The organism is Jonquetella sp. BV3C21 (assembly GCF_000468895.1).
GTDB lineage: Bacteria > Synergistota > Synergistia > Synergistales > Dethiosulfovibrionaceae > Jonquetella > Jonquetella anthropi.
The window spans coordinates 15,758-40,085 of sequence record NZ_AWWC01000029.1 but is presented as its reverse complement, the minus strand read 5'-3'; the positions used below and the strand labels follow the sequence as shown (position 1 = coordinate 40,085).

Sequence of the window (24,328 nt, the reverse complement as noted above, 5' to 3'; positions counted from 1 at the left end):
GGTAAGCGCCCTCGGCGAAACATCGAAGTTACCCGTAGGCCGCGGGCCATCGAAGACTCGCGTCCGGCCAGCAGTCTGACTCGCCGGGCCCCGAGGGGCCCGAGCTCACAGTGGCGGCACCGCGCCGGATTTTCACCGGCTTCCCTGGGCCGAAACGCGTTCATTTGACGTTTTGCTCATCATAAAACAGACCGCTCAGCCAGTCAAGAATTCTCTTTACAAAAAAGCCGACGCGAGAGCCATCCAAACGGCAGCCGTTCCGGCGCCGATGACGGTCCCACATGCCAGCAGGCCCGACAGGTACTCCGCGTCGAGGCCGATCGACCGGCCGATGATGTAACAGTTGAACGCTGGGCTGGCCGCGCAGGTGATGACCGTCGCCACCATAGCCGTCTTATCCGACAGAGGCCAAACGAGATAACAGGCGAAGACGAAAAGCGGCAGCAGAACCAGCTTGACCGCCAAGTCAGGCCAGCAGCCTTTCAGCGCCCGGGGGAGACCATGAAGGTCCAGCGACGCGCCGATGACGACGAGGGCCAGAGCCGTCGAGCCCTGCCCCATAATTCCCAAGGCCGTCAGCAGCCATTCAGGGATGACCGAGGCCGTGCCGGTGAAGACGAACCCCATCGCCAAAAGCGGCGCGATGAACACCGGGTTGACGGCGGTCCGCTTGGCCCCGTCGGCCAAGCCCTGCCAGTCAAACCGGCCGGACAGGGCGACCTCCGCCGCCATCAGCGGGCCGATGTTGTAGAACGGCGTCGACAGCGCGACGAAAGCCGCCATGGCCGACTCGCCGTCCTCGCCCAGCCACAGGGCGACCAACGGCATGGCCACGTAGATGATGTTGCTCCGCACGTCGGCCAGAAAGACCGCGCCGACCCGCCGCCGGTCAAATCCCCGAAGCCACGCCAGCAGTCCCGCCGCCGCCATCGCGAACAGGAACCCGCCATAAATGATCAGCGTGTACCTCAGCCCCTGGACCTGTCCGGGCCGGAACTTGAGCCCCGCGACGAACAGGGCCGCCGGCATGAAAGCATAAAAAAGCAGCTGGGTCATTCCGACCTCAGCCGCTTCGGTCACAATCCCGCGTCCATGGAGCCACCACCCCAAAAACATCAAGGACAGCAGCGCAATAACAGGTGAAACGACAGACATCCAATTCTCCTCTCCAGATGAACTACAGCAGATAAAGCACAGCGCCGTTTCTCTACGGCTTGGAAGGTTCCGGCACGAGCTCCTGAAGCTCTCCCGGCTCGGAAAAGATCGACGAAACGGTAAAAGAAACCGATCGCTTCCTGCCCGTACCGTCCATGACCGTCGCCTCGTGCTTGCCCGGCTTCATCGGCCACATCACCGAGTCAGTTCCGGAAGGCGACGTGCCGACGAACTGTCCGTCGACAAACCAGTGAACTTGGCCCGCTCCCTCGCACCGCAGAGCCAGCTTGCTGCCCTGCTCGTAGTACAGGTAGTCCGCCCCGTCCAACGGAGAGGCCACGATCATCTGACCGGGCCTGTCGCGGCCGGACATGTAGCGGGAAAGCTCCTTCGGCCAGACGGTCACCACCCGCCCGCCGTGGTATCGGTGCATTTGGCAAACCCCCGAAGGGGAGACAGCCGGAATGTACCAGTCGGACGTCCGAGTCGCGCAGGCCGGCGAAGGGGGTAGCCCCGACAGGGAACAGACGCTCCGCCGCTCGAGCCCCTCGGGACGAGGCACAGGCCACCCTTCAGGCAGATGACGGAAAATCTGGCTGGCCGCGGGAACCGCCGCTGACAGCCCGACAAGCGTGCTGTGAGGGCGCCCGGTCGGATCTCCCAGCCACACGACCAACGTCCACCGACCGTTCCAAACGGCCGTCCACGCGTCCCGAAGGCCGTAGCTCGTCCCGGTCTTAAAAGCGAACTTGCCCCGAAGGGCGTCCACCGACCGCAGGGTGATCGGCAGCCGGGACGGATCGGACAGGCAGTCGGTGACCAGCCAAGCGGCTTGAGGCGTGAACACCTGCTCGACGGCGCCAGTCCGACCGGCCTCAAATACAGGCGAAATTCGCTCCCCCAACCGAGCGAAGACCGTGCAGGCCTCCGCCAGCTGAAGGGGGCTCACCTCACAGCCGCCCAGCACGAGCGAATCCCCGTACCAGTCGGCTTCCTTTTTGATGTTTTCCAGTCCGGCCCGTCTCATCCGCCGCAGAAGCTCGTCAGCCGACACGGCCCGCAGGGCCCGGACGGCCGGGACGTTCAGCGAGTCGTTCAGCGCCCGTTTCGCGCTCACCGGGCCGCGGTACAGTTTGTCGAAGTTCCGCGGCGTCCGTCCGCCCATGCCGAGCGGCGTGTCGGCCATCAGCAGGCCGGGCGTCAGGACGCCCCGCTCGAAGGCCATCGCGTAGACGAACGGCTTGAGGGACGACCCGGGCGAACGAAGGGCGGAGGAACAGTCAACCCACTGGCCCGAGTTCCCGCTGCCCCATCGGGCGTTCGGCACCAGAGCCCGGACCGCGCCGGTCTCGTTTTCCAGCAGGACGGCCGCTGCCGTCACTTCCGGCGGCTGGTGGGCCAACGCGGTTTCAAGCGCCGAGCGGACTATCTTCTGACACGACCGATCAAGCGTCGTCGTCACGTCCTGCCCAATCAGCCGGTCGGTGACAGCCTGACAGAACAGAAGCTCCTGAGACGGCGGCTGAAGCAGTCTGCTGGGCAGAGCCTCGTCCAGCGCGCACTGGTACTGAAAGCTGTCGATAATCCCGGCATCCTTGGCCATCGACAGAATAAGATCCCGCCTGCGTTTGGCCGCCTGCGGGTTCAAGTCCGGACGGTACGCGGTCGGCGCCTTGACCATGCCGACCAGCAGGGCCGCCTGAGCGGCCGTCAAGTGCTGGCATGTTCGGCCGAACCACATCTGGGCGGCCGCCTCGACGCCACGGATATTGGAGCCAAAAGGCGCCCGGTTCAAGTACAGCTCAAGGATCTGTTCTTTCTTCAGCCGGCGCTCCAATGTGTCCGCCTGGGCGAACTCCCGAATCTTCGTCCCCAAGGTCCGCGGCGCGGGGTACGCCATGCGGATGACCTGCGTCGTGATCGTCGACCCGCCCCGGCGGCGGCCCCGGAACGCCCAGTCAACGGCGGCCGAAGCCAGCCCCTGCCAATCCACCCCGCCGTGACGCCAGAACCGTTTGTCCTCCACCAGCACGGTCAGCCGGGGCATCAGCTTCCCCATGGAAGACAGGGGAACCGGCACGCAGAACTCGCCGTCGGCGGACAGAGACATGCCGATGATAGTCCCGTCACGGGACCGAACGACCTGAGACGCCGGCCACGAGGCTAACCGGGCTTCCACCAGCTCAAGCGAACCGAGGCGGCGCCACCCCCAAAAGGAGAGAAGCGCCGACGCGGCAAGAACGCCAAGAATGAACAGCCGCTTCCGCGCCTTACTCATGGCAGCGGCGCGGTGGGACTCGGTAGAAGATCGAACAGAGCACCGGCACGATAATCAGGGTCAAGACCGTCGCCACGGTGAGACCGGCCATAATCGTCACAGCCAGCGGCGCGAACAGCTTGTCGCCAGCCAACGGGATCATTCCCAGAACGGTCGTCACGGCCGACATGCTCACAGGACGCAGTCGGCTCACCCCGGCGTTCACGATCACCTCGTACCGATCCTTGCCGGCGGCGAACTCCGACGCCACTTGATCCAACAGCACGATCGAGTTCTTCGAGAGCATTCCCATCAGGCTCAGGAATCCCAAAAACGCCAAGAACGAGAACGGCTGGTTGCTCAGGAGCAGCCCCCAAGTCACGCCGATCACCGTCAGCGGCAGGCACAGGAAGATGATCGTCGGCTCAATGAACCCGTTAAACAGCAGGACCATCAGGAAGAACATGCCGATCACGCCGTACGGCAGGAGCTGAATAATCCCTCGAACGGCTTCGCCGCTGGTCTTGTACTCGCCGGCCCATTCCAGCTTGTACCCCACAGGCAGCGGAATGGCCTCGACTTTCGGCCGCACGGCGTCCAAAAAGTCGTTGGCGTTTTGGTTCAGCGCTACCTCGCTCTGGACGAGAATCGCCAGCTGCCGGTTGTAGGTCCAAAGGATCTGGTCCTCCCAGTCGCTTTCAAAGGACGTCACCACCGACGAAAGGGGCACAGTCCCCAACGCGGCAGGAGCCCAGATCGGCAGGGACCGAAGCGCGCCGTAGTCAAAACGAATTTTCTTCGGCACGGTCGCCAAAATCGGCAGCAGGTCCTTGCCGTCCCGGTAAAGGCCTACCGTCGTCCCGCCCGAGACCATGTGAATCGTCTGGGCGATCATCGGCCGGGTCAGTCCCAAGTGGCGCATTCGGTCCACCGAGATCTGGGGCTTGAGCACCTTCACCCGGTCGCGCCAGTCCGTGCGGGTAAACCGGCTTCCCGGCGTGGAGCGGAAGATCACCGCCGCCTTGTCGGCCAGCTCGCGCAGGACGTTCGGATCGGGGCCGCTGAACCGGGCCTCGACCTTAGCAGTCAGACCGCTCCCCTTGCTGAACAGCTTGCAGACGCCTTCCACTCCGGGCATCTGGGACATCATCCGCTCGGCGTCCTGAAGGGCGGCCAGCGGGCCGTCCTCCCCGTCCGTCTCGACGATCATCTGAGCGAACGAACTGTTCGGGTCCGGCGGCGCAATCGTCAGAAGGAACCGAAGCCCGCCGCCGCCGGCCACGACCGTCACGTGCTTAACGTCTTTTCTCGCGCTCAGCCCGAGGGCTATCGCCCGTGCCTTCTCAAGGTGACTGTTAATATCCGTCCCCTGAGGCGACCACAGGTCGATGATGAAATACGGGCTGTTCGAGTTGGGGAAGAACGACTTCTTCACCGACTTGAACCCCGCCACGGAGACGGCAAAACATCCGATCGTCATCAGGATGACGAGGAACCGCCAACGAATGCACCACTCTAGGAAACGGCGGTACCACCGAAACAGGAAACTGTCATACGGGTCATCGACTACCTTGGTGCCGTGAAGCAGGAACGAGCCCAGCGCCGGCGTGGCAGTCAGGGCCAAAACCCAGCTCCACAGCAGGGAAATGGAGATGACCTGGAACAGGCTCCGGCAAAATTCGCCGGCCGCCTCGTTCGACAGGCCGACGGGCATGAACCCGAGAATGGCGATCAGGGTCCCGCCCAGAAGCGGCCAGAAATTGACCGTCACAGCTTTTTCGGCCACGGCCGTCAGCTCTTCGCCCCGCCCGACCCCGACGAGCATCTCTTCGGAGATGACGATCGCGTTGTCAACCAGCATGCCCAAGGCGACGATCAGGGTGCCGAGGGACACGATCTGAAGGAAAATCCCTAGGACCTTCATTGTCGCCAGAGTCGCCGCGATGACCAGCAGAAGGACAAGGCCGATGAGCAACCCCGTCCTGAGTCCCATGAAGATCAGCAGAATGCCGACCACGATGGCTACCGACTCGATGACGTTCATGACGAACTCGTTGACCGACTGAGTCACGCCGTCGGACTGCAGGTACACCGGCTGAAGCTCCATTCCGATGGGCATGAAGGGCTTCAGCTTTTCCAGCCGCGCCTTGACGGCCTCGCCCATCGCGACCACGTTGCCGCCCTCGACGGTCGAAATGCCGATGCCGAGCGCCGGCCGGTTGTCATATTCCATCAAAAGCTGAGGCGGCTCGGCCGGGCCGCGGGTGACCTGACCGAGGTCGGACAGGCGCACCAGTGAGCCACCGCTTCCGCCCACAACGAGATTTTCCAGATCACTGAGGCTTGAAATGCCGCTTGTCGGGTCAAGCCGAATCAGCCGGTCGCTCAGCTTCACCTGACCGGCGTCGGTCACCGCGTTCTGCTGATTCAGCACCGAGTACAGCGCCAACGGCGGCAGGTGCATGGCCGCCAGCCGTTCCGGCGTGAACTCTATGCGCACCACGTCAGGCCGGTCGCCGATGATTTTGACGCTCGCCACGCCGGGGACCAAGACCAACTCGCGCTTGATCACGTCGGCGAAGTCCTTCAGCTCCTTCAGCGAGTATCCCTCGCCGGTCAGGGCGTAATACTGGCCGTACACGTCGCCGAAGTCGTTATTAACGACAACCGTCACGCCCGGCGGGAGCTTGATCTTGGCGTCATTCACCTTTTGCCGCAAGATATCCCATATTTCCGGCAGAGCGCTCGTCTTGTACTTCGCCTTCATCTCCGCGTAGATGATCGCCATGCCGGGCGTGCAGCGGGTTTTTATCTCTTTCAGCTGCCCCATGGCCTGAATGGCCTCTTCGAGCGGATCGGCCACCTCGCGGCGAACCTCGTCGGCGCTCGCGCCGGGGTACACCGCCGCCACGATGGCCGTTTTAATCGTAAAGGTCGGGTCTTCCAGCTTGCCCAGCTCGAAGTACGAGACCGCCCCAGCCACCGCGATGAGGAAGCAGAAGAAAAGTACCGATACGCGCCGGACGATAGAGCCCCGTCCCAGTTCCATTTTCTACTCGCCCTCCAGCGTTCGAACTTTCTGCCCCTCGTGCAGGAACGAGACTCCCGCCACGGCGATCCGCTCGCCGACGGCCAAGTCCCCGGTCACCAGAGCCCGGCCGTTCACGTACCGAGTCACCTTCACTTCCCGCTTCTGGGCCTGTCCGTCTTTGATGACCCACACGACCGTCCGGCCGTCCGGCGACGCCAGAGAGTTCGACGACACGGAAAAGACCTTCTCGTCGCCCGCCTTGGGCTTGGTCGACACGGTGACAGTCACGGGCATGCCGGGCAGGAGGAAGACGCCCTGAGGCGCTTCCGTCAGGGACACCGTCACGGGGTACGTGCGGGTCATCGGGTCAGCCTTCGTCCCCATGTCCTTGAACTTGAGCGGGAACGACTTGCCAGGGGCGGCGTCAAACGACGCCTCGCCGGTCAAAAAGTCGATGCCGGGGAACCGAACCATATCCAGATCGGGCACGTTGATCTTAATATCCAGATCCCCGACCGTCTGAAGCTCGACGATCGGCTGGGACGCCTGGACATCTTGGAAGTTGTCGACAAGCCGGCGGGCGATCACGCCGTCGAACGGCGCCTCGAGCCGGGTATCCCGAAGCGCGTCTTGGGCGGCCGCCAGCTGGGCTTTGGACGACTCTACCCCAGACGAGGCGAGCCGATAGGCCGTCTGAGCCTGCTCAAACGCCGCCTGAGCGATGGCGCCGGACTTGCGCAGCGCCGAAGCCCGCTGAAAGTCGTTTTTCGCCTGAGCGAGCCGGGCCGAGGCGACCGACAGGCCGGCCGTCGCGTTCTCCACCTTAGTTCGGTAATCCCTCTCGTCGAGCCGAGCCAGTAGCTGCCCCTTCTTGACTGCATCGCCCTCCGACACGGGAAGCTCCACCAGCGGGCCGTACACCCGAAACGACAGGCTCACCTGCCGGGAGCCCTCAAGGGTCCCGTAGTACTTAAAGGTCTGGGCGTCCTGAAAAAAAGAGACGGCCTCCACCTTCACCGGCCGTTCCGGCTCAACGGGAACTGGTTCCTTCTGAAACCCCCGCCACGCCAGCACTGTGCCGCCCACAAAGAGCAGCACCACACAGCCCAACAGCAGGGCTCTCCCAAACAGCCAGAACAAAGGAGTCTTCTTCATGGACTTCCTCCCAAAAACATTCAGCCACCGCACCCTTCAGCGACTGTATTATCTCTTCGTGCCGTTATTTTAACACAGTTGGTGAAAAAACCACCCGTCTTCCGCCCGAGGCCCCCTCGCAGGATTACCTATCTGCATTGACTCTCCATACATGTCGTACTATAATTCATATGAACAACTATAGGAGGTGTTTATATGAAAGCTGAGACTTCCCCTGTTGATCTGTTCCCCGAAAAGCGGCTGGACGACCTGGCCGACCTGTACCGAATGTTTGCCGACACGACTCGGGTCCGCCTGCTGTACCTGCTCAGCCAAGGAGAGCTTTCAGTCAATGAGCTGGCCCACCGGCTCTCCATGAGCCAGTCGGCGGTGTCCCATCAGCTCCGGCAGCTTCGGATCGCCAAGCTGGTTCGGACGCGGCGCGAAGGGCGCACGATCTATTACTCCCTCGCCGACAGCCACGTTGAAGCCCTGCTCCACGTCGGGCTGGAACACGTGAGCGAGCCGTGAGCTCGGCCATCTACCGCTGGCCCGTCGAAGGGCTGGCCTGCCCGGACTGCGCGCGAAAAATTGCCCGCGAGCTGACGTTCCTGCCCGACGTCCGCTCCGCCGCGTTTGACCTCTCAAGAGGCCTGCTGACGCTGTCAGCCCGGGACGGCGCCGACGAGGCGGCCCTGCGCCGCCAGTGTCAAAAGGTTGGCCGGCAGATCGAGCCGACCCTGACGATCGTCGGGCCGCAGGCGCGAGGAACCATGCCGAAAAACGCGTTTCTGGGCGCCGCGCTCCGCTCGGGCCTGCTGGCCGGAGCCGTCCTGCTGTTTGCCGGGCTCTGCGCTTCCGGCGCGCTCCGAACCTTCCTGCTGTTTGCCGGCTGGGCTACCGCGGGCTGGACGACGGTCCGCGCCGCGTGCCGGACCGTTCGGCGGGGAGACTTTTTCAACGAGTTCGTCCTCATGACCGCGGCGACGCTCGGCGCGTGGTGTCTCGGTCAGGGCGCCGAGGCCGCGTCGGTCATGGTGTTCTACCAGTTGGGCGAGGCGCTCCAGTCGTTGGCCGTCGCCAAGTCCCGGCGGGACATCGCCGCTCTGATGGACATCCGCCCCGAGACGGCCCACCTTCTCCGAAACGGCGAACCCGTCACGGCCACGCCGCAGGAGCTGCGCCCCGGTGACACCGTCGCCGTTCTGCCCGGCGAAAAGGTGCCGGCCGACGCGGTCGTGACCGACGGCCGGTCCAGCATCGACTCGTCGGCCCTCACCGGCGAGTCCCTTCCAGAGGACGTGACTGTCGGAAGCCCCCTGTTGGGCGGCACGCTCAACCTGACAGGCCGGCTGGAAGCGAAGGTCACCGCCCCGTTCAGCGGCTCGGCGGTCGCACGGGTCCTCGCGATGGTCGAAGGAGCCGGCTCGCGAAAGGCCCGGCTGGAGCGGTTCATCACCCGCTTTGCCAGATACTACACCCCAGCGGTGTTCGCCGCCGCCCTGCTGACCGCTCTCCTGCCGCCCCTTCTGTTCCTCCAGCCGTGGGCGGTCTGGGCCTATCGGGGACTCGTGTTCCTCGTCATCTCCTGTCCCTGCGCCCTCGTCATCGCGGTCCCGCTGACGTTCTTCGCCGGGCTGGGCGCCGCGTCCCGACACGGCGTTGTCGTCAAGGGAAGCACTTACCTTGAAGCGCTGGCGCGCGTCCGGGCCGCCGCCTTCGACAAGACCGGCACGATCACCACCGGCAGGCCGGCTGTCACGGCGATCCGCGGCGCGTCCCTGGCTGAAAACGATCTGCTGGCTCTGGCCGCGTCGCTGGAGTCCGGGTCCAACCACCCGATGGCGCAGGCCGTCGTCCGCCTGGCGGCAAGCCGCGGGCTGGCCGTCTCCCGGGCGGGAGACCTGCAGGAACTTCCCGGCCGAGGCGTCACCGGATCGGTGAACGGGGAAACGTACTTTCTCGGTAACTCGGCCCTGATGGCCGATCAGGGCGCCAAGATTCCCGATGAGTTCGCCGACGCTTCGATTCACCTGTGCCGCTCCGGCGAGTGGATCGGCTGTCTGTCCGCCGCCGACTCGGTCAAGCCCGACGCGGCTTCCGGCCTGAAAGCGCTCCGGCACTTGGGAGCTGGCTTCCAAGCCATGGTCACAGGCGACAGCAAGTCGGCCGCCGACGCGGCCTCGAGCGGGTTGGAACTTGACGAGGTCAAAGCGTGCCTTCTGCCCGACGAGAAGGTCCTGTCCCTTGACGGCTTCAGACAATACGCCGGCAGCGGTTCGCTGATATTCGTCGGCGACGGCATCAACGACGCGCCGGTTCTGGCGGCCGCCGACGTGGGCGTCGCCATGGGCGGCCTCGGCAGCGACGCCGCCGTAGAAGCTTCCGACGCCGTCGTCATGAACGACAAGCTCACGTCGCTGGCCGACGGCGTGTCGGTCGCCCAGCACACCGTGCGGGTTGCCCGGTGCATCGTCGCCGCCGTGCTGGCCGTCAAGGCCGGTGTGATGATTCTCGATCTGTTCGGCCTCGCCGACATGTGGCTCGCCGTCTTCGCCGACGTGGGAGTCACCATGGTCGCCGTGGGCGTCGCACTCTCCATCATCCGCTGGTGTCCTCACCGACACAGAAACTGCTACTGCTCCGGCTTTGAAAGCCGCTGACAGGCAAGAACAAAGCCCCGTCCGAAATCGGACGGGGCTTTGTCGTACTCGAAAGTTACAGTCCCAGCGCGTTGGGAAGCCACAGGACCAGCGACGGCACGTAGGTCGTCAGCAGCAGCACCGCCAACAGCGGTATCAGCATGATCATCAAATCCTTGAACATCTCGCGCAGCGACGTCTTCGCGATCTCGCAGGACACGAACAGACAGACGCCCAACGGCGGCGTGCACATACCGATCGTCAGGTTCACCGCCACGATGACGCCGAAGTGCACCAAGTCGATGCCGAACGTCTTCACCAGCGGCAGGAACAGCGGGACGAAAATGGTAATCGCGCTGGTCGTGTCGATGAACGTCCCGGCGATCAGCAGGATCACGTTCATCACGAGAAGCGCGCCCCACTTGGTGTGAATAACCGACAGCAGCGCGGCGGCGATGGACTGGGGGATCATCTGCACGGTCATGAACCAGATAAACAGCCGGGCCGTCATCAGCACGGTCAGGATCACTCCGTTCGTGACCGCGGCGCTGACGAACGCCTCCCAGATCGACTTCCAGCTCAGTTCCCGGTACACCAGCCCGCCCAGCACGAGCGAGTACGCCACGGCGACCGACGCCGATTCGGTGGGAGTGAACACGCCGCCCACGATACCGCCCACGATGATGACCGGCATGATCAGAGCGAGCAGCGCGTCCTTAAAGCCCTGCCGCAGTTCCTTGAATGACGCCCGCTTGGCGCGCCCGACGTAGCCGCGCCGGCGGCTGATCAGCCAGTTGGCCAGCATGAGGAAAAAGCCCATCAGCAGGCCGGGAATCATGCCGCCCATGAACAGTTTAGCGATGGAGCTGCTGACGATGACCCCGTAAACGACCAGCGGAATGGACGGCGGGATAATCGGCCCGATCGAGCCGGACGTCGCCACGAGAGAGGCGGCATACGGCGCTGAGTACCCCTTGGAGAGCATCTCGGAAATCAGAAGCGCCCCGATGGCCGCCGTCGCCGCAATGGCAGAGCCTGTGACGGCGGCAAAAATCATCGACGCCACAATGGCAACCATGCCCAGCCCGCCGGGCCAGTGGCCGACCAACGACTCAGAAAAGTCGGTAATGCGCTTTGAAATGCCGCCGACCGCCATCAGGTTGCCCGCCAAAATGAACAGCGGAATGGCGATGAACGCGAAGTTGTCCACGCCGCCGATCATCTGCTGAACTGTCACCTGCATGGGAAGCCCCGTGCCCAGCAGGCCGGTCAGGGTCACGGCCCCGAGAGAAAACGCGATCGGCACGCCAAGAAGGAAGACGGCAAAAAGCCCGACGATCCAGAGCACGGCTACCGCCTCCCCGCCTCAGCCTGCTTGGCCCCGCTCAGGGCGCGAACCTGACGGACCGCCTGAACCGCCAGACAGGCTAGCATCACAGCCACAGTGATTGGCACGCTCACGTACATCACGCCCATCGGCACGCGGACGTAGTTTGCCATCTGGTCCATGTTGCTCTGCACGAACGGAATCGAGTACCAGAAAATAGCCGCCAAGAAGAACAGCATGACCGCCGTCGCCAGCAGGTCAAACCACGGCCGAAACTTGGCGGGGAAGGCCTGAACGAGCACGTCAATGTTCAGGTGCCCCCGTTTCATCACGCCGACGGCCATGCCGAGAAACACCGAGTAGACGAACGCAAAACGGGTCACGTCCGAAGCCCACGGCATGGACACGTGGAAGACGTACCGTTCGATCACCTGACCGAACGTCACAAGAAAGACAATTACCAGGCAGAATCCGGCAATCGCCGAAAAGACAGCCTGCAGCTTTTTCATCGCTTTCCCCCCTATCTGCGGCAAAGGGGCCGAGCTTCTGCCCGGCCCCTTTCGTTATCGCCGGTTCAGCCCGCAGTCGGCGCCTATTCGGTCACCGACGCCGCAATCGCCTTGGCCTCTTCCATCAGATCGGCCGGCACGGTCTCCTGAGCCAGCTTCGCGATGCTCTCCGTCGCCTTGGCAAACGCGTCCAAATCCGGGCGCTCTTCCACCTGAACGCCGGCGACCTTGATCTCCGCCAGCCGCTGGGCGTCCAGCTCGGCCAGCTTGGCGCGCTGCCAAACCGCCGTCTCCTTCGCCGCGTCCGTCAGGATCTGCTGGTACTTGGGATCCAAACTGTCAAACCACTTGGGATTGGCCAGAACGAGCGCCGGCTCGTAGGTGTGCCGCGTCAGGGACAGGTACTTTTGAACTTCGTAGAACTTCATCGAGTAAATCGTAGCGATGGGGTTTTCCTGACCGTCCACGACCTTCTGCTGAAGGGCGCTGTACAGCTCGCCGAAGGGAATCGGCGTGGGAATGGCTCCCAAAGCCTTGATGAGCTCCATCTTGAGCTTGGACTCCTGAACGCGGATCTTCATGTCCTTCATGTCTTCCGGCGTCTTCACCGGCTGACGGTCGTTCGTCATGTTGCGGAAGCCGACTTCCCAATAAGCCAAGTTGTGGAAGCCCTTGTCGAGCATGATCTTATTCAGCTTTTCGCCCACGCTGCCGTCCATCACGGCGTAGACTTGGGCAGGCGTCTTGAAGAGGAACGGCACGCCGAACAGGTCAAACTCGGGGACGAACCCGGTCATGTTGCTGGGACTCAAGGAACCAATCTCAACCGTCCCCATGCGGACGCCCTCGGCCAGCTCCCGCTCGCCGCCCAACTGGCCCTGCGGGAAAATCGTCACCGTCAGTTCGCCGCCGGACTTCTCCTCGACCAACTGTTTGAAGTGCTCCGCGCCGATGTTGTACTGGTGTTCCAAGCTGCCCGAGTGGGCGAACTTGATATTGATCGCCCCGTAACAAGCCGTCGCCATCACCATCGCACCAACCACCGCTGCCGCAAACCGAACCTGTTTCATCTTTTTCCCCCCTAAAAAATTTGATTTACCGTCTCAAATCTCGTTCTTGCTCTGTCGCCTTCTGCGCTTTTTGAGGCTACGGTCTGGGACAAAAGTCTCCCAAGCTGTAGATCCCCGGGCGCCGATCCCTGAACACGTTAATTGAGCTGCGAATGTCCCGGATAACCGACAGGTCAAAATCGGCGCTGATGATTTCCTCGCTCTTGCCGGCCCGCGCCAGCGTCTCGCCCCACGGGTTGATCAGCGACGAATTTCCGCCGTACTGGGTTTTCCCCGCCGTCCCGCAGGAGTTGCACAGAGCCAGGAAAACCTGATTTTCAATCGCCCGAGCCTCGGACAGGACGGTCAGGTGCGGGATCCGAACTGAAGGCCACTGGGCGACGACGAACAACACGTCGATGTCCTTCAGCGTCATAGTCCGAATCAGCTCAGGAAAACGAATGTCGTAGCAGATGATGACTCCGCACCGAGCGTCGTCCAGCTGAAAGACGCTTGTGTGGTCGCCCCACGCGTAGGACTGATGCTCCGCCATCGGCGTGAACAGGTGAACCTTGTCGTACTCGGCAACGACGCCCCCCTGACGGTCGAACACATAGGACGTGTTGTAGATCTTACCCCGCTTCACGTTGCTCACCGACCCGGCGACGATGTTGATCTTGAGCCGCCGCGCCAGCGCCCCGATCTCCGCCTTGACCCGCGCGCCGTCGGCGTCGCAGAGCTCTTTCAGCCCGTCGGTCGGGAAAAATCCCGTGTTCCACGTCTCCGGCAAAAGGACCACGTCGGGCTTCCCCTCCGCGGCCCGGCAGATGAGTTCAGCCGCGTGGGCGAAGTTGGCGTCGACGTCGCCGAGTTTCATGTTCATCTGAATTGAACTGACTTTCACCAGTGCGTTCCTCCTTTCGGATTTTTGTCAGGAAACACCCGCCCGAACTAGTTTCTGTCAGGCAGCTGCCTGACCGTGTAGGCCATTTTAATTTCCCGGCCTAGGACCGGATCGGTCAAGCTCAGCTCCCACTTTTGGCCGAAAACCGTCTCTCCGCCAAGAATCGGCAGGGTGCCGCTGAACAGGGCGTAAGGCTCTTCCGGCAGCGGCGAATCCGCTCCGGCCAGCTCCATCAGCTTTTCCGGCTCCAGCATCTGGCCGAGCTTGCCGGACTGGTAAAGCTCGCCGTCCACAAACGTCTTGAGCTCGATCTCGTCCCAGTGATCCCGTATTTCGTCCACCAGCCACGCCACGGGCGCGACCACCTTGGTGCAGACCTGCTTCGCCTTGGAGACGGAGACCTTTTCAATCGCCCGGTCGGTGTGCTCGCTGGCCGGCATCACGACCAGCCGGCCGCAGCAGGTTCGGGCGAGAAAGACCTCCCCTTCGCCGGACGTCGAGCCCCCCACGACCCAAAGCTCGCTTCGGTCAGTCACCCGGGCCGGCTCAATCCAGTACATCGTCGGCACCTTGGCCGGAGCAGGGACGCCCAGCTTGCGCAGCTCCTCCACGTGGGCCCGGACGCTTTCCTGATTTCGCCCGGTATAGCCGGCCGCCACGCACGACTCCCAGACGAGCGCCGCCTTCCGGCTCAGTCCGGACTTCTCGATCACAACCGTTTCCATTCTCATGTTGCCTCTCTCCTTTCGATGAAGCTCCAGTTCCCCCCAAAACCCCGCGGCTTACCACACCGCCAGCTCCCGGGGCGAACGGGTAATGAACTCCGGCCCCCGGGGCGTTATCTCCACCATGTCCCCGATCACCGCGCCGCCGACGGCGGCCGAAAAAACGTTCGGGTGCAGCTCAAAGACCATGCCGGGACGGACTTCCACGCTCTCCGGCTCCTGAGCCGGCGGGGCGTAGTCGTGAGGAAAAGGCCCGGTGAGAATCGGCTCCTCGTAGTCCAGTCCCAAGCCGTGGCCGTCCCGGAACCGAAAGAGGCTCCCCCACTCGTCCCGCTTCCTCCGCTCCAGCACGTCCGTCATCGCCCCAGCGGCGTTCTTCAGATCATTCCCGGGCCGCAGCTTCCCGAACCCGGCGTCCTCCATGGCCTTGACCGTCTCGAACAGCTCGACCTGCCGGGCGTCAGGCGTCCCGACCGCCCCCGTGCGGAGCTCGTGTCCCCAGTACCCTTCGTACATCAGGAAGATGCCCAAGAGCACCTGATCTCCCGTCTGAGGCGTCCGCAGCCCCTCGTCTCTGGTGAAGCGGCACCGGTCAGCCCGGGGCGCGACGGTGAGCCACGTCTGAGCGTATTCGGCCCCCTCGTCCTTGGCGATGTGCTCCAAAGCCGCCTGTATCTGATACGCCGGCTTCCCGCTCCGAACCAGCCCGCCTAGGCTGGCGACCATACGGTCGCAGATCTCGCCGCCTCGCCGGTGAAGCTCCAGCTCCCACGGCTCCTTGACGGTCCGCCGGCGGGCCAAAAGCCCTTCGCCGTCGCCCCAGCGCGGCCCGCAGCCACTCAGAGCCGCCCACAGCGGCCAGCTCATCCAGTTTTTCCCCGCCACGGCGACCAGCTCGCCACGGGCGAAAAGCTCTCTGACTCGGGAAGCCGCTTCCGCGGGGAACTGATCCGGCGGCACGAAGAGGACCTCGACGCCGGGCAAAGTCTCTGAGGCCCGCGCCGCGTAGAACACGTTCTGGACCAAAAGAACCGGCCGGCGCCGGGCCTTCAGAAGGAGCAAGGCGAACGAGTTGAGCGGGTTAAAGTCCACCAAGTACCGCAAAAAGCCGAGAGAACCGTTGGCGACACCTAAAGCCGATCCCCACGCCCCGACGGCCAGCCCGGAAAATTCCTCCGCCGCCAGATCGGCTAGGACGTCTGAGCGCCGAGCCTCAAAAAGGTCAGACTTCCAGCTCATGGCAGCCGCCCCGATCCTCCCCGCCGACGTCGTTGGTAACCAACATCTGTTCGGTGATGTTCAGGTGTTCCTGCAGGCTCTGCCGAGACAGTCGCACCTTGCCCAAGCGCAGGGCCTCGACGACTTTTCCGTGCTCGGCCAGCACGTCGCTGTACCGAAACGGCGTCATAGCCAGCATGCCGTACCAGATCATCTCGTCGCTGACCGTCTGCCAGAACCGAAGCAGGGGCTTGTTGCCCACCACGTGGAACGGCACGGCGTGAAACATCTGGTCTGTGACGATGAACTGAAAAAGCTGTCCCTCCAGTTGGCTCATCTTCCCGTCCAACCGTTTCATCTGCTCGGCCGCTTCGGCGGTACGGCCGCAGGTAAAGAGCATCTCGAGAACCGCCAGTTCCAGCAGCGACCGAGCCTGAAACGTCTGGCGCATCTCATCAAAGTTCACCTCTCGGACGTTCAGGCACTTCCGGGCGCTGATTTTCAGCCACCCCTGCTGAGCTAGCCGCTGAACGGCCTCCCGCACAGGCGTTCGGCTCATGTTCAGTTCACCAGCCAGCGCCCGTTCCTGCAGAACGGTCCCCGGCTGGTACTCCAGCGAAAGAATCTCCCGTTTAATTCGGTCGTACGCGACCACCGCGAGTTTGTCCGGTTTATCTGGCATGCCAGCGCCTCCTCTGGTATACCACTTGATTGTACAACGCCGTGCCGTTTCGTCAATACTCTAACAAAGTAAACTGGAACTTTTTCTTTCAAAGTTTTTGTGGGCCGATCGACTTGGACGCCCGCCATGCAAAATATGCCTCAAACTTCCCCAAGCCCAAAGGGCAAGACAAGCCTCGGGGCTTACGTCTCTAGGGGCACGCTCCGAGCGCGGGCCTCTGCGAAAGGCCGCGTCATTAGATTTCCCCAAAAACTCAAGAGCAACGCGCCCTTCCCGTCTTGCGCCTCTGGCAGGAGCACAAGCACGGGTGTCCTGTACGAAAGACACCCCCCAGACCTTCCGAAGCTCAAAGGACAAGACAAGCCACAAGACTTCCGTTCCCGAGCCGCGCAGGCCAAAGCGCCGCCCTGCACGGCAGTCCCCCAGACTTTCTGAGGCTTAAAGGACAAGGCGAGCCTTGGGGCTTTCGTCTCTAGGGACACGGGCGCGAGCATGGCCCTCTGTGAAAGACGGCGTCATCAGACTTCCCCAAGCCCAAAGGGCAAGACAATCCTCGGGGCTTTCGTCTCTAGGGGCACGGGCACGAGCGCGAGCCCTTTGTGTAAGGCCCCGTCATTAGATTTCCCCAAAACTCAAGAGCAACGCGCCCTTCCCGTCTTGCGTCTTTGGCGGGGCCACAAGCACAAGTGTTCCCTGTGAAAGACACGCCCTTAGGCTTTCTGAAACTGAAAGGGACAACTCGAGGCCGCCATATACGAGCCACGACGCCGATTGATTTCCATCAAAAAAGGCCGTCCGTCGCTTTAAAAAGCGACAGACGGCCCGATATGGCGTTTATAGGCTATTTCAGCAGGTTCGGGGACCGGCGCAGGAAACAGTTGTAGAGCCGGACGAACAGAAAGGCGTACAGCGGAATGGTGAAGCACTGGGCGATGAACGCCGGGGGCATGGTGACAGCCGGCGACACGTGGAAAAAGGCCCAAATGCACAGGGGCACGGCCGTGGCCGATACGAGCCCGGAAACGGCCATCGGCAGTAGCGTGCCGGCGAACGAGAGCTTTCTTCCCGTCAGGTCCCAAACCAAGGCCGGGAGCATTCCGCGAATGCCGGCGGTCAGAGTGAAGACCGGAATGTACGGCCCCATCGGGTTGATCATGTAGCCCAGCAGGTCGCCGATGGCGCCGACGGCGAAGCCGGAAGCCGACCCAAACGCCATGCCGGCAAAAATCGGGGCGAGCGGGCCAAAGCCGATCCGCACGCCTTCAATGCTGCCCATCGGGATCCGCAGGCTGAGTATTCTGCTTAAAACGATATTCAGGCTCACGAGAAGAGCCAGCGCCGCCAGACGGCGGGGAGACAAACGAGAGTTCATAGATGACACCGATCCTTTCATAGCGGTCCCTTATTCTAACTGACGCCCAAGATTTGGTCAAACACGTCAGAAGGAACCAGCGAACCGCCGGTCAGCCACGCCAAGGCCGGCGTCGGCCGCCCAGCGGCCTCCCAGCCGGCCAGCGCCGCCGCGGCTGACGGCTCGGCTTTAACTCCCCGCCGTCTCAGCCGCCGGGACCAGTCGATCATGTTCTCGTTCCTAACCGTCAAAGCGCCGTAGACTAACGGCTCCAACACGCGAAGCGCCAGAGCGGAGGCCGTTCCCACCGCCAGACCGTCAGCTTCGGTCTGGCCGCCCAGCCCCCAGTCGGTCACTGGGAACGGAGCGCCGGTCAGAAGCCCCGCCAAAACGCAGGGGAACTGAACCGGCTCGACGAGCCAGAACCTGACGCCCGAACCAAGGGCACAGGCCAGCCCGAACGCGACGCCGGCAGGAGCGCCGCCCACGCCGCAGGGCAAAAAGACGTTCAGCGGACGATCCGCGCTGAACGCTATTCCTTCAGCGGCCAGCTGTCGGGCTGTTTCCGGCCCGGCCGCGCTGTAGCCGGCAAAAAGAAGCGGCGAGTTCTCGTCGTCCACAAAGTGGGCCATCGGGTCGCCCTGACAGGCTGCCCTTCCTTGGGCGACCGCTTGGCTGTACGGGCCGTCGTGTTCCACCACTTCCGCGCCCCGGCGTCGAAGGAGTTCTTTTTTCCACGCCTTGGCGTCCCGGGACATGTGGACGGTCGTCTGAAAGCCCAACGCCGCGCCAATCGAGCCGACGCTCAGTCCTAAGTTGCCGGTCGAGCCCACAGCGAGACGCCGCGACGAGAAAACCGCCCGCGCCTCGGCGCCGGCCAGCTCAAGAGCCGTCCCGGCGACCAAGCCCGATTCAAGCGCGGCCCGCTCGGCGTGCCGCAGGACCTCGTAAAAGCCGCCGCGGGTCTTCACCGAGCCGGTGACCGGCAGACAACAGTCCATTTTCAGCCAAAGTCCGGCTTCGCCCTCACAGCGGACGACCGGCGACTCGACCGCGCCGCCGGCCATTGACGGGAAAAGGGCGGCCAGCAAGGGCGCCCACCGCCTGAAATCCTCGGCGGCCCGAAGGGGCACGTCCGTCGGCTGACCGCAGGCTGAAACGGCCGCTTCCATCGGCAGACGACGCGGCGCGAGCCACCGAACCGGCTGGGCCTCTTTGACGAGCTGGACGCTGAAACGCTCCGACCCGGCGGTCACCTGCAAAACCTCAGAGGACTTCTACCAGAGTGACTTCAAAGTTCAGCCGCTTGCCCGCCAATTCGTGGTTCGCGTCCAGCTCCACAGACGCCTCGTCGACGCTGGCAATCTTCGCCGGCGCGTGTCCCACCAACAGGCGGTCTCCGACCTTCGGCGAGTACCCTTTCGGCAACCTGTTCCGAGCCACCCGGAACACCATATCGCTTCGGTACTCCCCGTACGCGTCGGCCGGATCCAGCTTCAGCGTTCTCGTCTCGCCCACGGCCATGCCCTCGACGCCCCGGTCGAACCCCGGGATCATCTGGCCGGCTCCCACGACGAACTCCAGCGGCTCGCGCCCGTCAACCTTTGACGAGTCGAAAACCGTCCCGTCGTCCAGCGTGCCGGTGTAATGAACTCGGATTTTTTTGCCCTTCTCGGCTGTGGTCATTGCCTTTCCTCCTGCGCCGGATCCTTTCCGGCCTCTATCGCCCCGATGATCTCCATCAGGGACTCCCATCGGCTCATCCGCTCTTCCAATCTCGAAACGGCCTGCGCCCTGCCGATCATCGCGCTTTCCAGCTTCGTCCCGCTGGCGATGACCGACGGATCGCACAGCTGCCCGTCGAGTTCGGCAATCAATGCCTCGTCGGCGGCAATGTCCTTTTCCAGTTCGGCCAGCTGGGCCGCGTACTCTTTCTTCCGCCGGTAAATCTCGTTTCGCCGCTCGCCTTCCTCTCGGCGGCGGGCCCGCCGGTCGTTTCGATCCGCCGCGCTCTCCGCCGGGGACGAGGCTTCGGCCGCGGCCATCTGCCGCTCCCGCGCGGCGATGTACCAGCTGTAGTTCCCCTGATAGTCGAACAGCCGATGATCTCGGATCTCGAGCACCCGATCGGCCAGCAGGTTTAAAAAGTACCGGTCGTGGGACACGATGAGCAGCGTGCCCGAATACGCCAAGACCGCCTGCTGAAAAAGCTCTCGGGTCGCCATGTCCAAGTGGTTGGTCGGCTCGTCCAGAATCAGGAAGTTGGACGGCTTCATCAGGATTTTTGCCAGAGCCAGCCGGGACTTCTCGCCGCCGGAAAGGACGGCGACGCGCTTTTCCAAGTCGTCCGGGCCGAACAGGAAACAGCCCAGCAGCCCGTGCCTCTGGCCCTGAGTCCAGTCCGGCGACTGGGAGACGGCCTCCTGCCAGACCGTGTTCTCGTAGCACAGGTTCTCCGACGACGACTGAGAAAAGTACGCCGCTTCCACCCCGTGCCCCAGCGTGACGGAACCGCCGCTCGGCTTTTCGACGCCGGCCAGCAGCCGCGACAGCGTGGACTTGCCCGCGCCGTTGACGCCCACCAGCGCTACTTTTTCGCCCCGCAGAATTTCAAACGTCAGGCCGGAGAAAACCGGCTCGTCGTACTCTTTCGCCAAGTTCTCCGCCTTCAGGACGACCCGCCCGGACTGGCGGCAGTCTGGAAAGCGCATTGAGACCGTCCGTTCCTTCTGAACCGTCTGGACGGGCTCCATCTGCTCCAGCCGCTTGATTCGGCTTTGCGCCTGCGTCGCCTTGCTGGCCTTGTACCGAAACCGCTCCACGTAGGACTGCAGGTGCTCCATCTCGGCGCGCTGCCGTTTCGCCTGCTTGGCGAGAAGTTCTGCCTGAGCCTCCGATATGGCTAAGTAATCGGAAAAGTTTCCTCTCGTGCAGGTCAGCCGGCCGTTTTCCAAGTGAGCCACCGACGTGACGATCTTGTCCATAAAAAACCGGTCGTGCGAAATGGCCACCATCGTGCCGTCATAGCCTGACAGCCAGCTCTCGAGCCATTCCATGCTCTCGGTGTCCAGGTGGTTTGTCGGCTCGTCAAGCAGCATGTGATCCGGCCGGCAGAGAAGGAGCGCCGCCAGCGATATTCTCATCTTCCAGCCGCCGGAAAAGTCCGAGCACCTCTTTCCCGCGTCGCCGGGACGAAAACCAAGGCCGCCTAATGTCTTGGCGGCCATGCTCTCAAACTCATATCCGCCCAGCCGTTCGTACTGGGCCTGCAGTCTGGCGTGCCGGTTCAGGTCGTCCGGCCCAGCGGACGCGCCCATTCGGGCCTCGGCGTCCTTCAGCCGGTCGGCGGCCTCGGTCAGGCCGGTTCGTTCTTTCAGGTACTCCATCAGAGGAATCGGCGGCAGCTCGGCCAAATCCTGCGGCAGGTATCCGACCGTCGCGCCGGACGGAGATATCCGAATCTCGCCCGAATCGGCGGACACCTGCCCCACAATCGTCCGCAGCAGCGTCGTCTTGCCGACCCCGTTGGCGCCCACCAGAGCCGTTCGGGCCCCGTCGGGCACCTGCCAGTTCAGCCCGTCAAAAAGACGCCGGCCGCCCGGCAGGGTCAGGCACAGATCAACAACTTGAATCATCCGTCGTTCTTCGGGGACTTCGCCTTGGCGTACAGCTGCCGGCGCACTTCCTCGGTCTTCATGTTCAGCTTGGTCTCAAAATCGGCGCGGGCCGCCAGCAGAGCCCGCTGGTGATCCTCCGCCGCCTGAGTGAGCCGGAAATCGGCCATGCGCAGCTGGCGCTCTTTCTCGTCCAGCTTCTGACGCAGATCCTCCTCGACCGAGTGGGCCTTGATTTCCACCTTTCGCACCCCAGCTCGAATCCGACGATCCACGTCCTTTTGAAGGTCCTGAAACGCCCGCTCCTGATCGGCCAACTGGCTTTGGACGTGAAGTAGCTCGCCCCGTACCTTGTCGAACCGATCCCGATCCTCCCGTTTCGCCCGCTCGGCCTCGTCAGCCAAGAGCTTATTCATCTCCTCGGACTGACGGAGCTGTTCTTCCGATCGGGTCAACGCGGCCTGAAGCTGCGTGGCCCGGTCTTCGGCCGCGCGGACGCTCTCGCCGGCGACCAGCTGCTCTTGAGAATGTTTGAGCTTCAAACACTCGGCGGCGTCCTTGTGCAGCCGTTCCGCCCGAGCCATTTCGGCTTTCATTTCCTCGATCGTCGCCTTTAACAGCGCCGATTCCGACCGGGCGCTCCGAAGATCCGCGTTCAGCTGCTCCGAAAACGCCACGTCGTGGCGATAGTTGCGCAGGGCCTCGGAAAGCTGCTGGGTCTGAATCGACATGGAATTGATATTCCGCTGCGCCTCAGCCAGAGCGCTCCGATTTTCCATCAACTGTTTCTGCAGCTGATCGATCACGTCGTCTCTCTGCTTGATATCGTCGCGGAAACTCTTATCCGCCGACGCGGCCCGCGCCCGCTCAGAAGTCAAAGTCTCGCCCAACTCGGCACAGCACGCGAACAGCCTGTCGCCCAACGACGACACCTGTTCAAGCGCCCGCTTGTATTCTTCTACGTCAGGTACTGACGGGGCCAAAGAGGCCGGGTCAACCTCTGTTTTCTTCATCTCGTCGCTCATGACTTCCTCCCCGCGTCCTCGTTCCGTTTTTTAGAATCCTTCGCCCTGAAGCCTTTCCAACCGGCAAAGTCCCCCGCCGCTTTCCGCGGCCGCCCTCCGCCGTCAGCGCCCCGAACCGGATTTTTCCCGTCGTCGGACCGAGGCCGGTCAAATCTTTTAGGCCGCTTCTCCTCCTGCGGAGCCGGCTTCTCCGACGAGCATCGGGCGCTTCTGCCCTCAGGCCCAGCGGCTTTTTTCGGCCCCTCGGCTCTGGGGGGAAAGTGCCGAGTCGGCGCCTTGTCCTTTGGGTGAAGAACCGCATGTCCCCGCCACTGCCGCGCGGCCGACTCGGCCTTCTGAGCCGCCGGAGCCGGCCTGTGATACCCTAAAAGCTCCGCCGCCGACTGGCCAGCCAGCCAGCCGGTTGTCCAGCAGGCCTGCAGGTTGTACCCGCCGGTCGGGCCGTCCACGTCCAACAGCTCGCCGGCAAAAAACAGGTTCGGCACCTTCGTGCAGGCCATCGTCTTGGGGTTCACGTCGTCAAGGCTCACGCCGCCGCGGGTCACAATCGCCCAGCGGAACCCGGCCAGCTCGGTCGGCGTGACGGAAAACTCCTTCATCGCGTCAACCAACGCCGCCTTGTTCTCCGGCGTCAAGCTCCCGGCCGGATCGCCTTCCTGAAGCCCCGCCAGTCGAATCACCACCGGGATAATCTCCTTGGGCAGCATCTTCCGCAGGGCAAACCTCAGCGGCAGATCCCCCTCAGCGGGGAACTCCCGGTCAAGCCGGGCGATAAACCGATCCCGATCGAGCGCCGGTTTCAGGTCAATACGCAGCCGCAGTTTTCCCTGCGGCAGCAGCTCACCAATTCTCGCCGCCATATCCATTGCCGTCGCGCCGGTCACGCCGAACGGGGCGAAGTCCATCTCGCCAAACCGCTCGTCCACCGGCTCGCCGTTTAAAAACAGCGTCAGCCGAACGTTCTTCAGCTTCAGCCCGTTCAGCTCGGCGCAGAATTTCTCCCGGCACTTCACCGGACATATCGCCGGGCGCGGCTCTTCAATCGTACAGCCCACCCGCTTGGCCCATCGGTACCCGTCGCCGGTCGACCCAGTCGCTGGGAACGACTGGCCGCCCGTCGCCAAGACGAACGCCCGGCCGTCGATCTCTCCCTGTCGAGTGATGACCCGTCGAATCTTTCCGCCCGACGCGTCCAGCCCCTTCACCTCGGTGGACGACAGCACCAGCACCCGGCGGGCGTGCAGCTCCCGCCGCAAAGCCGCCGTCACGGCGCTCGAGTCCTGCCCCATCTGGGGATAAAGCCGCTTTCCCCGCTCGCGGACGGCCCTCACGCCGCAGGAAGCGAAAAACGCCACCGTCTCGTTCAGCCCGAACTCCCGCAGCGCCTGCTCCATAAACGCCGCGCCTTTGCCGTACCCCTGAGCGAGGACGGCCGCGTCCGGCTCGTCGTGAGCGAAGTTGCACCGGCCTCTGCCGGTCAACCCCAGCTTGCGCCCCAGCTCGTCGTTTTTCTCAAGCAGCAGCACCGACGCGCCCATCTGGGCGGCGCGAAGAGCGGCCATCATCCCGGCTGGGCCGCCGCCGATTACAATCACGTCAAAACTGTTCATGGCTCGCTCCTCCGTTCGTCAAGCTTCGACCGAATTGTTTTATAGTACCACGAAGCGCCGACGCCGAGAAGTGTCAGGCATCAAAACATCCGCCA

At 63.3% G+C, this 24,328-nt stretch carries 19 protein-coding genes and 1 riboswitch; of the genes, 2 read left to right on the top strand and 17 right to left on the bottom strand.

Annotated features, from left to right (window positions below):
• Positions 1 to 17 precede the first annotated feature (17 nt).
• Positions 18 to 172, bottom strand: a riboswitch (adenosylcobalamin (AdoCbl) riboswitch).
• 44 nt (positions 173 to 216) lie between these two features.
• Genes HMPREF1249_RS07515 through HMPREF1249_RS07500 form a run of 4 tightly spaced genes read right to left on the bottom strand, consistent with a single transcriptional unit; the run spans position 217 to position 7,598 of the window.
• A complete protein-coding gene (locus tag HMPREF1249_RS07515; RefSeq protein ID WP_008522511.1) occupies positions 217 to 1,155 on the bottom strand; it encodes an AEC family transporter in 939 nt (312 codons plus the stop codon).
• A gap of 52 nt (positions 1,156 to 1,207) precedes the next feature.
• A complete protein-coding gene (gene pbpC, locus HMPREF1249_RS07510; protein WP_008520146.1) occupies positions 1,208 to 3,433 on the bottom strand; it encodes a penicillin-binding protein 1C in 2,226 nt (741 codons plus the stop codon).
• A complete protein-coding gene (locus HMPREF1249_RS07505; protein WP_008520145.1) occupies positions 3,426 to 6,461 on the bottom strand; it encodes an efflux RND transporter permease subunit in 3,036 nt (1,011 codons plus the stop codon). The genes pbpC and HMPREF1249_RS07505 overlap by 8 nt, the downstream gene beginning before the upstream one ends.
• 3 nt (positions 6,462 to 6,464) lie before the next feature.
• A complete protein-coding gene (locus tag HMPREF1249_RS07500; RefSeq protein WP_008520144.1) occupies positions 6,465 to 7,598 on the bottom strand; it encodes an efflux RND transporter periplasmic adaptor subunit in 1,134 nt (377 codons plus the stop codon).
• A 195-nt stretch (positions 7,599 to 7,793) separates the two neighbouring features.
• Between HMPREF1249_RS07500 and HMPREF1249_RS07495 the strand changes: the two genes are divergently transcribed.
• Both HMPREF1249_RS07495 and HMPREF1249_RS07490 read left to right on the top strand, forming a co-directional pair.
• Positions 7,794 to 8,108 (top strand): ArsR/SmtB family transcription factor, encoded by a 315-nt coding sequence (locus HMPREF1249_RS07495; protein WP_008520143.1) that lies wholly within the window; start codon positions 7,794 to 7,796, stop codon positions 8,106 to 8,108.
• Entirely contained in the window at positions 8,105 to 10,240 is a 2,136-nt protein-coding gene (locus HMPREF1249_RS07490; RefSeq protein WP_008520142.1) for a heavy metal translocating P-type ATPase, read from the top strand. Before HMPREF1249_RS07495 ends, HMPREF1249_RS07490 begins: the two co-directional genes overlap by 4 nt.
• Positions 10,241 to 10,295: 55 nt before the next feature.
• Here the strand turns inward: HMPREF1249_RS07490 and HMPREF1249_RS07485 are convergent, their stop codons facing one another.
• The 13 genes from HMPREF1249_RS07485 to HMPREF1249_RS07425 form a co-directional block, all read right to left on the bottom strand.
• Positions 10,296 to 11,567: a TRAP transporter large permease gene (locus HMPREF1249_RS07485; RefSeq protein WP_008520141.1), complete on the bottom strand. Its 1,272-nt coding sequence runs from the start codon at positions 11,565 to 11,567 to the stop codon at positions 10,296 to 10,298.
• Positions 11,568 to 11,569: 2 nt separating this feature from the next.
• Positions 11,570 to 12,055 carry a TRAP transporter small permease gene (locus tag HMPREF1249_RS07480; protein ID WP_008520140.1) on the bottom strand — a complete coding sequence of 162 codons (486 nt, stop codon included), beginning with the start codon at positions 12,053 to 12,055 and terminating at the stop codon, positions 11,570 to 11,572.
• Positions 12,056 to 12,138: 83 nt separating this feature from the next.
• Positions 12,139 to 13,125: a TRAP transporter substrate-binding protein gene (locus tag HMPREF1249_RS07475; protein WP_008520139.1), complete on the bottom strand. Its 987-nt coding sequence runs from the start codon at positions 13,123 to 13,125 to the stop codon at positions 12,139 to 12,141.
• 76 nt (positions 13,126 to 13,201) lie between these two features.
• Positions 13,202 to 14,008 (bottom strand): carbon-nitrogen family hydrolase, encoded by an 807-nt coding sequence (locus HMPREF1249_RS07470; RefSeq protein WP_008522505.1) that lies wholly within the window; start codon positions 14,006 to 14,008, stop codon positions 13,202 to 13,204.
• Positions 14,009 to 14,055: 47 nt separating this feature from the next.
• Positions 14,056 to 14,739: a DUF2848 family protein gene (locus HMPREF1249_RS07465; RefSeq protein WP_008520135.1), complete on the bottom strand. Its 684-nt coding sequence runs from the start codon at positions 14,737 to 14,739 to the stop codon at positions 14,056 to 14,058.
• A 51-nt stretch (positions 14,740 to 14,790) separates the two neighbouring features.
• On the bottom strand, positions 14,791 to 15,972 hold the full coding sequence (locus HMPREF1249_RS07460) for a M24 family metallopeptidase (protein WP_008520133.1): 1,182 nt from the start codon (positions 15,970 to 15,972) through the stop codon (positions 14,791 to 14,793).
• The gene (locus tag HMPREF1249_RS07455; protein ID WP_021776095.1) at positions 15,956 to 16,633 is read right to left on the bottom strand and encodes a GntR family transcriptional regulator; all 678 of its coding nucleotides are present in this window, start codon (positions 16,631 to 16,633) and stop codon (positions 15,956 to 15,958) included. The genes HMPREF1249_RS07460 and HMPREF1249_RS07455 overlap by 17 nt, the downstream gene beginning before the upstream one ends.
• Positions 16,634 to 17,474: 841 nt before the next feature.
• Complete coding sequence (locus tag HMPREF1249_RS07450; protein ID WP_008520125.1) at positions 17,475 to 18,005, bottom strand: folate family ECF transporter S component; 531 nt, start codon at positions 18,003 to 18,005, stop codon at positions 17,475 to 17,477.
• Between the two features lie 35 nt (positions 18,006 to 18,040).
• The gene (locus HMPREF1249_RS07445; protein ID WP_008522504.1) at positions 18,041 to 19,240 is read right to left on the bottom strand and encodes a D-serine ammonia-lyase; all 1,200 of its coding nucleotides are present in this window, start codon (positions 19,238 to 19,240) and stop codon (positions 18,041 to 18,043) included.
• Positions 19,241 to 19,250: 10 nt separating this feature from the next.
• Positions 19,251 to 19,670 carry an FKBP-type peptidyl-prolyl cis-trans isomerase gene (locus HMPREF1249_RS07440; RefSeq protein WP_008520118.1) on the bottom strand — a complete coding sequence of 140 codons (420 nt, stop codon included), beginning with the start codon at positions 19,668 to 19,670 and terminating at the stop codon, positions 19,251 to 19,253.
• The gene (locus tag HMPREF1249_RS07435; protein ID WP_008520116.1) at positions 19,667 to 21,619 is read right to left on the bottom strand and encodes an ABC-F family ATP-binding cassette domain-containing protein; all 1,953 of its coding nucleotides are present in this window, start codon (positions 21,617 to 21,619) and stop codon (positions 19,667 to 19,669) included. Before HMPREF1249_RS07435 ends, HMPREF1249_RS07440 begins: the two co-directional genes overlap by 4 nt.
• A complete protein-coding gene (locus tag HMPREF1249_RS07430) occupies positions 21,616 to 22,623 on the bottom strand; it encodes a hypothetical protein (RefSeq protein ID WP_008520114.1) in 1,008 nt (335 codons plus the stop codon). Before HMPREF1249_RS07430 ends, HMPREF1249_RS07435 begins: the two co-directional genes overlap by 4 nt.
• Positions 22,620 to 24,233, bottom strand: coding sequence for an NAD(P)/FAD-dependent oxidoreductase (locus HMPREF1249_RS07425; RefSeq protein WP_008520112.1), 1,614 nt, complete (start codon positions 24,231 to 24,233; stop codon positions 22,620 to 22,622). The genes HMPREF1249_RS07430 and HMPREF1249_RS07425 overlap by 4 nt, the downstream gene beginning before the upstream one ends.
• Positions 24,234 to 24,328 lie beyond the last annotated feature (95 nt).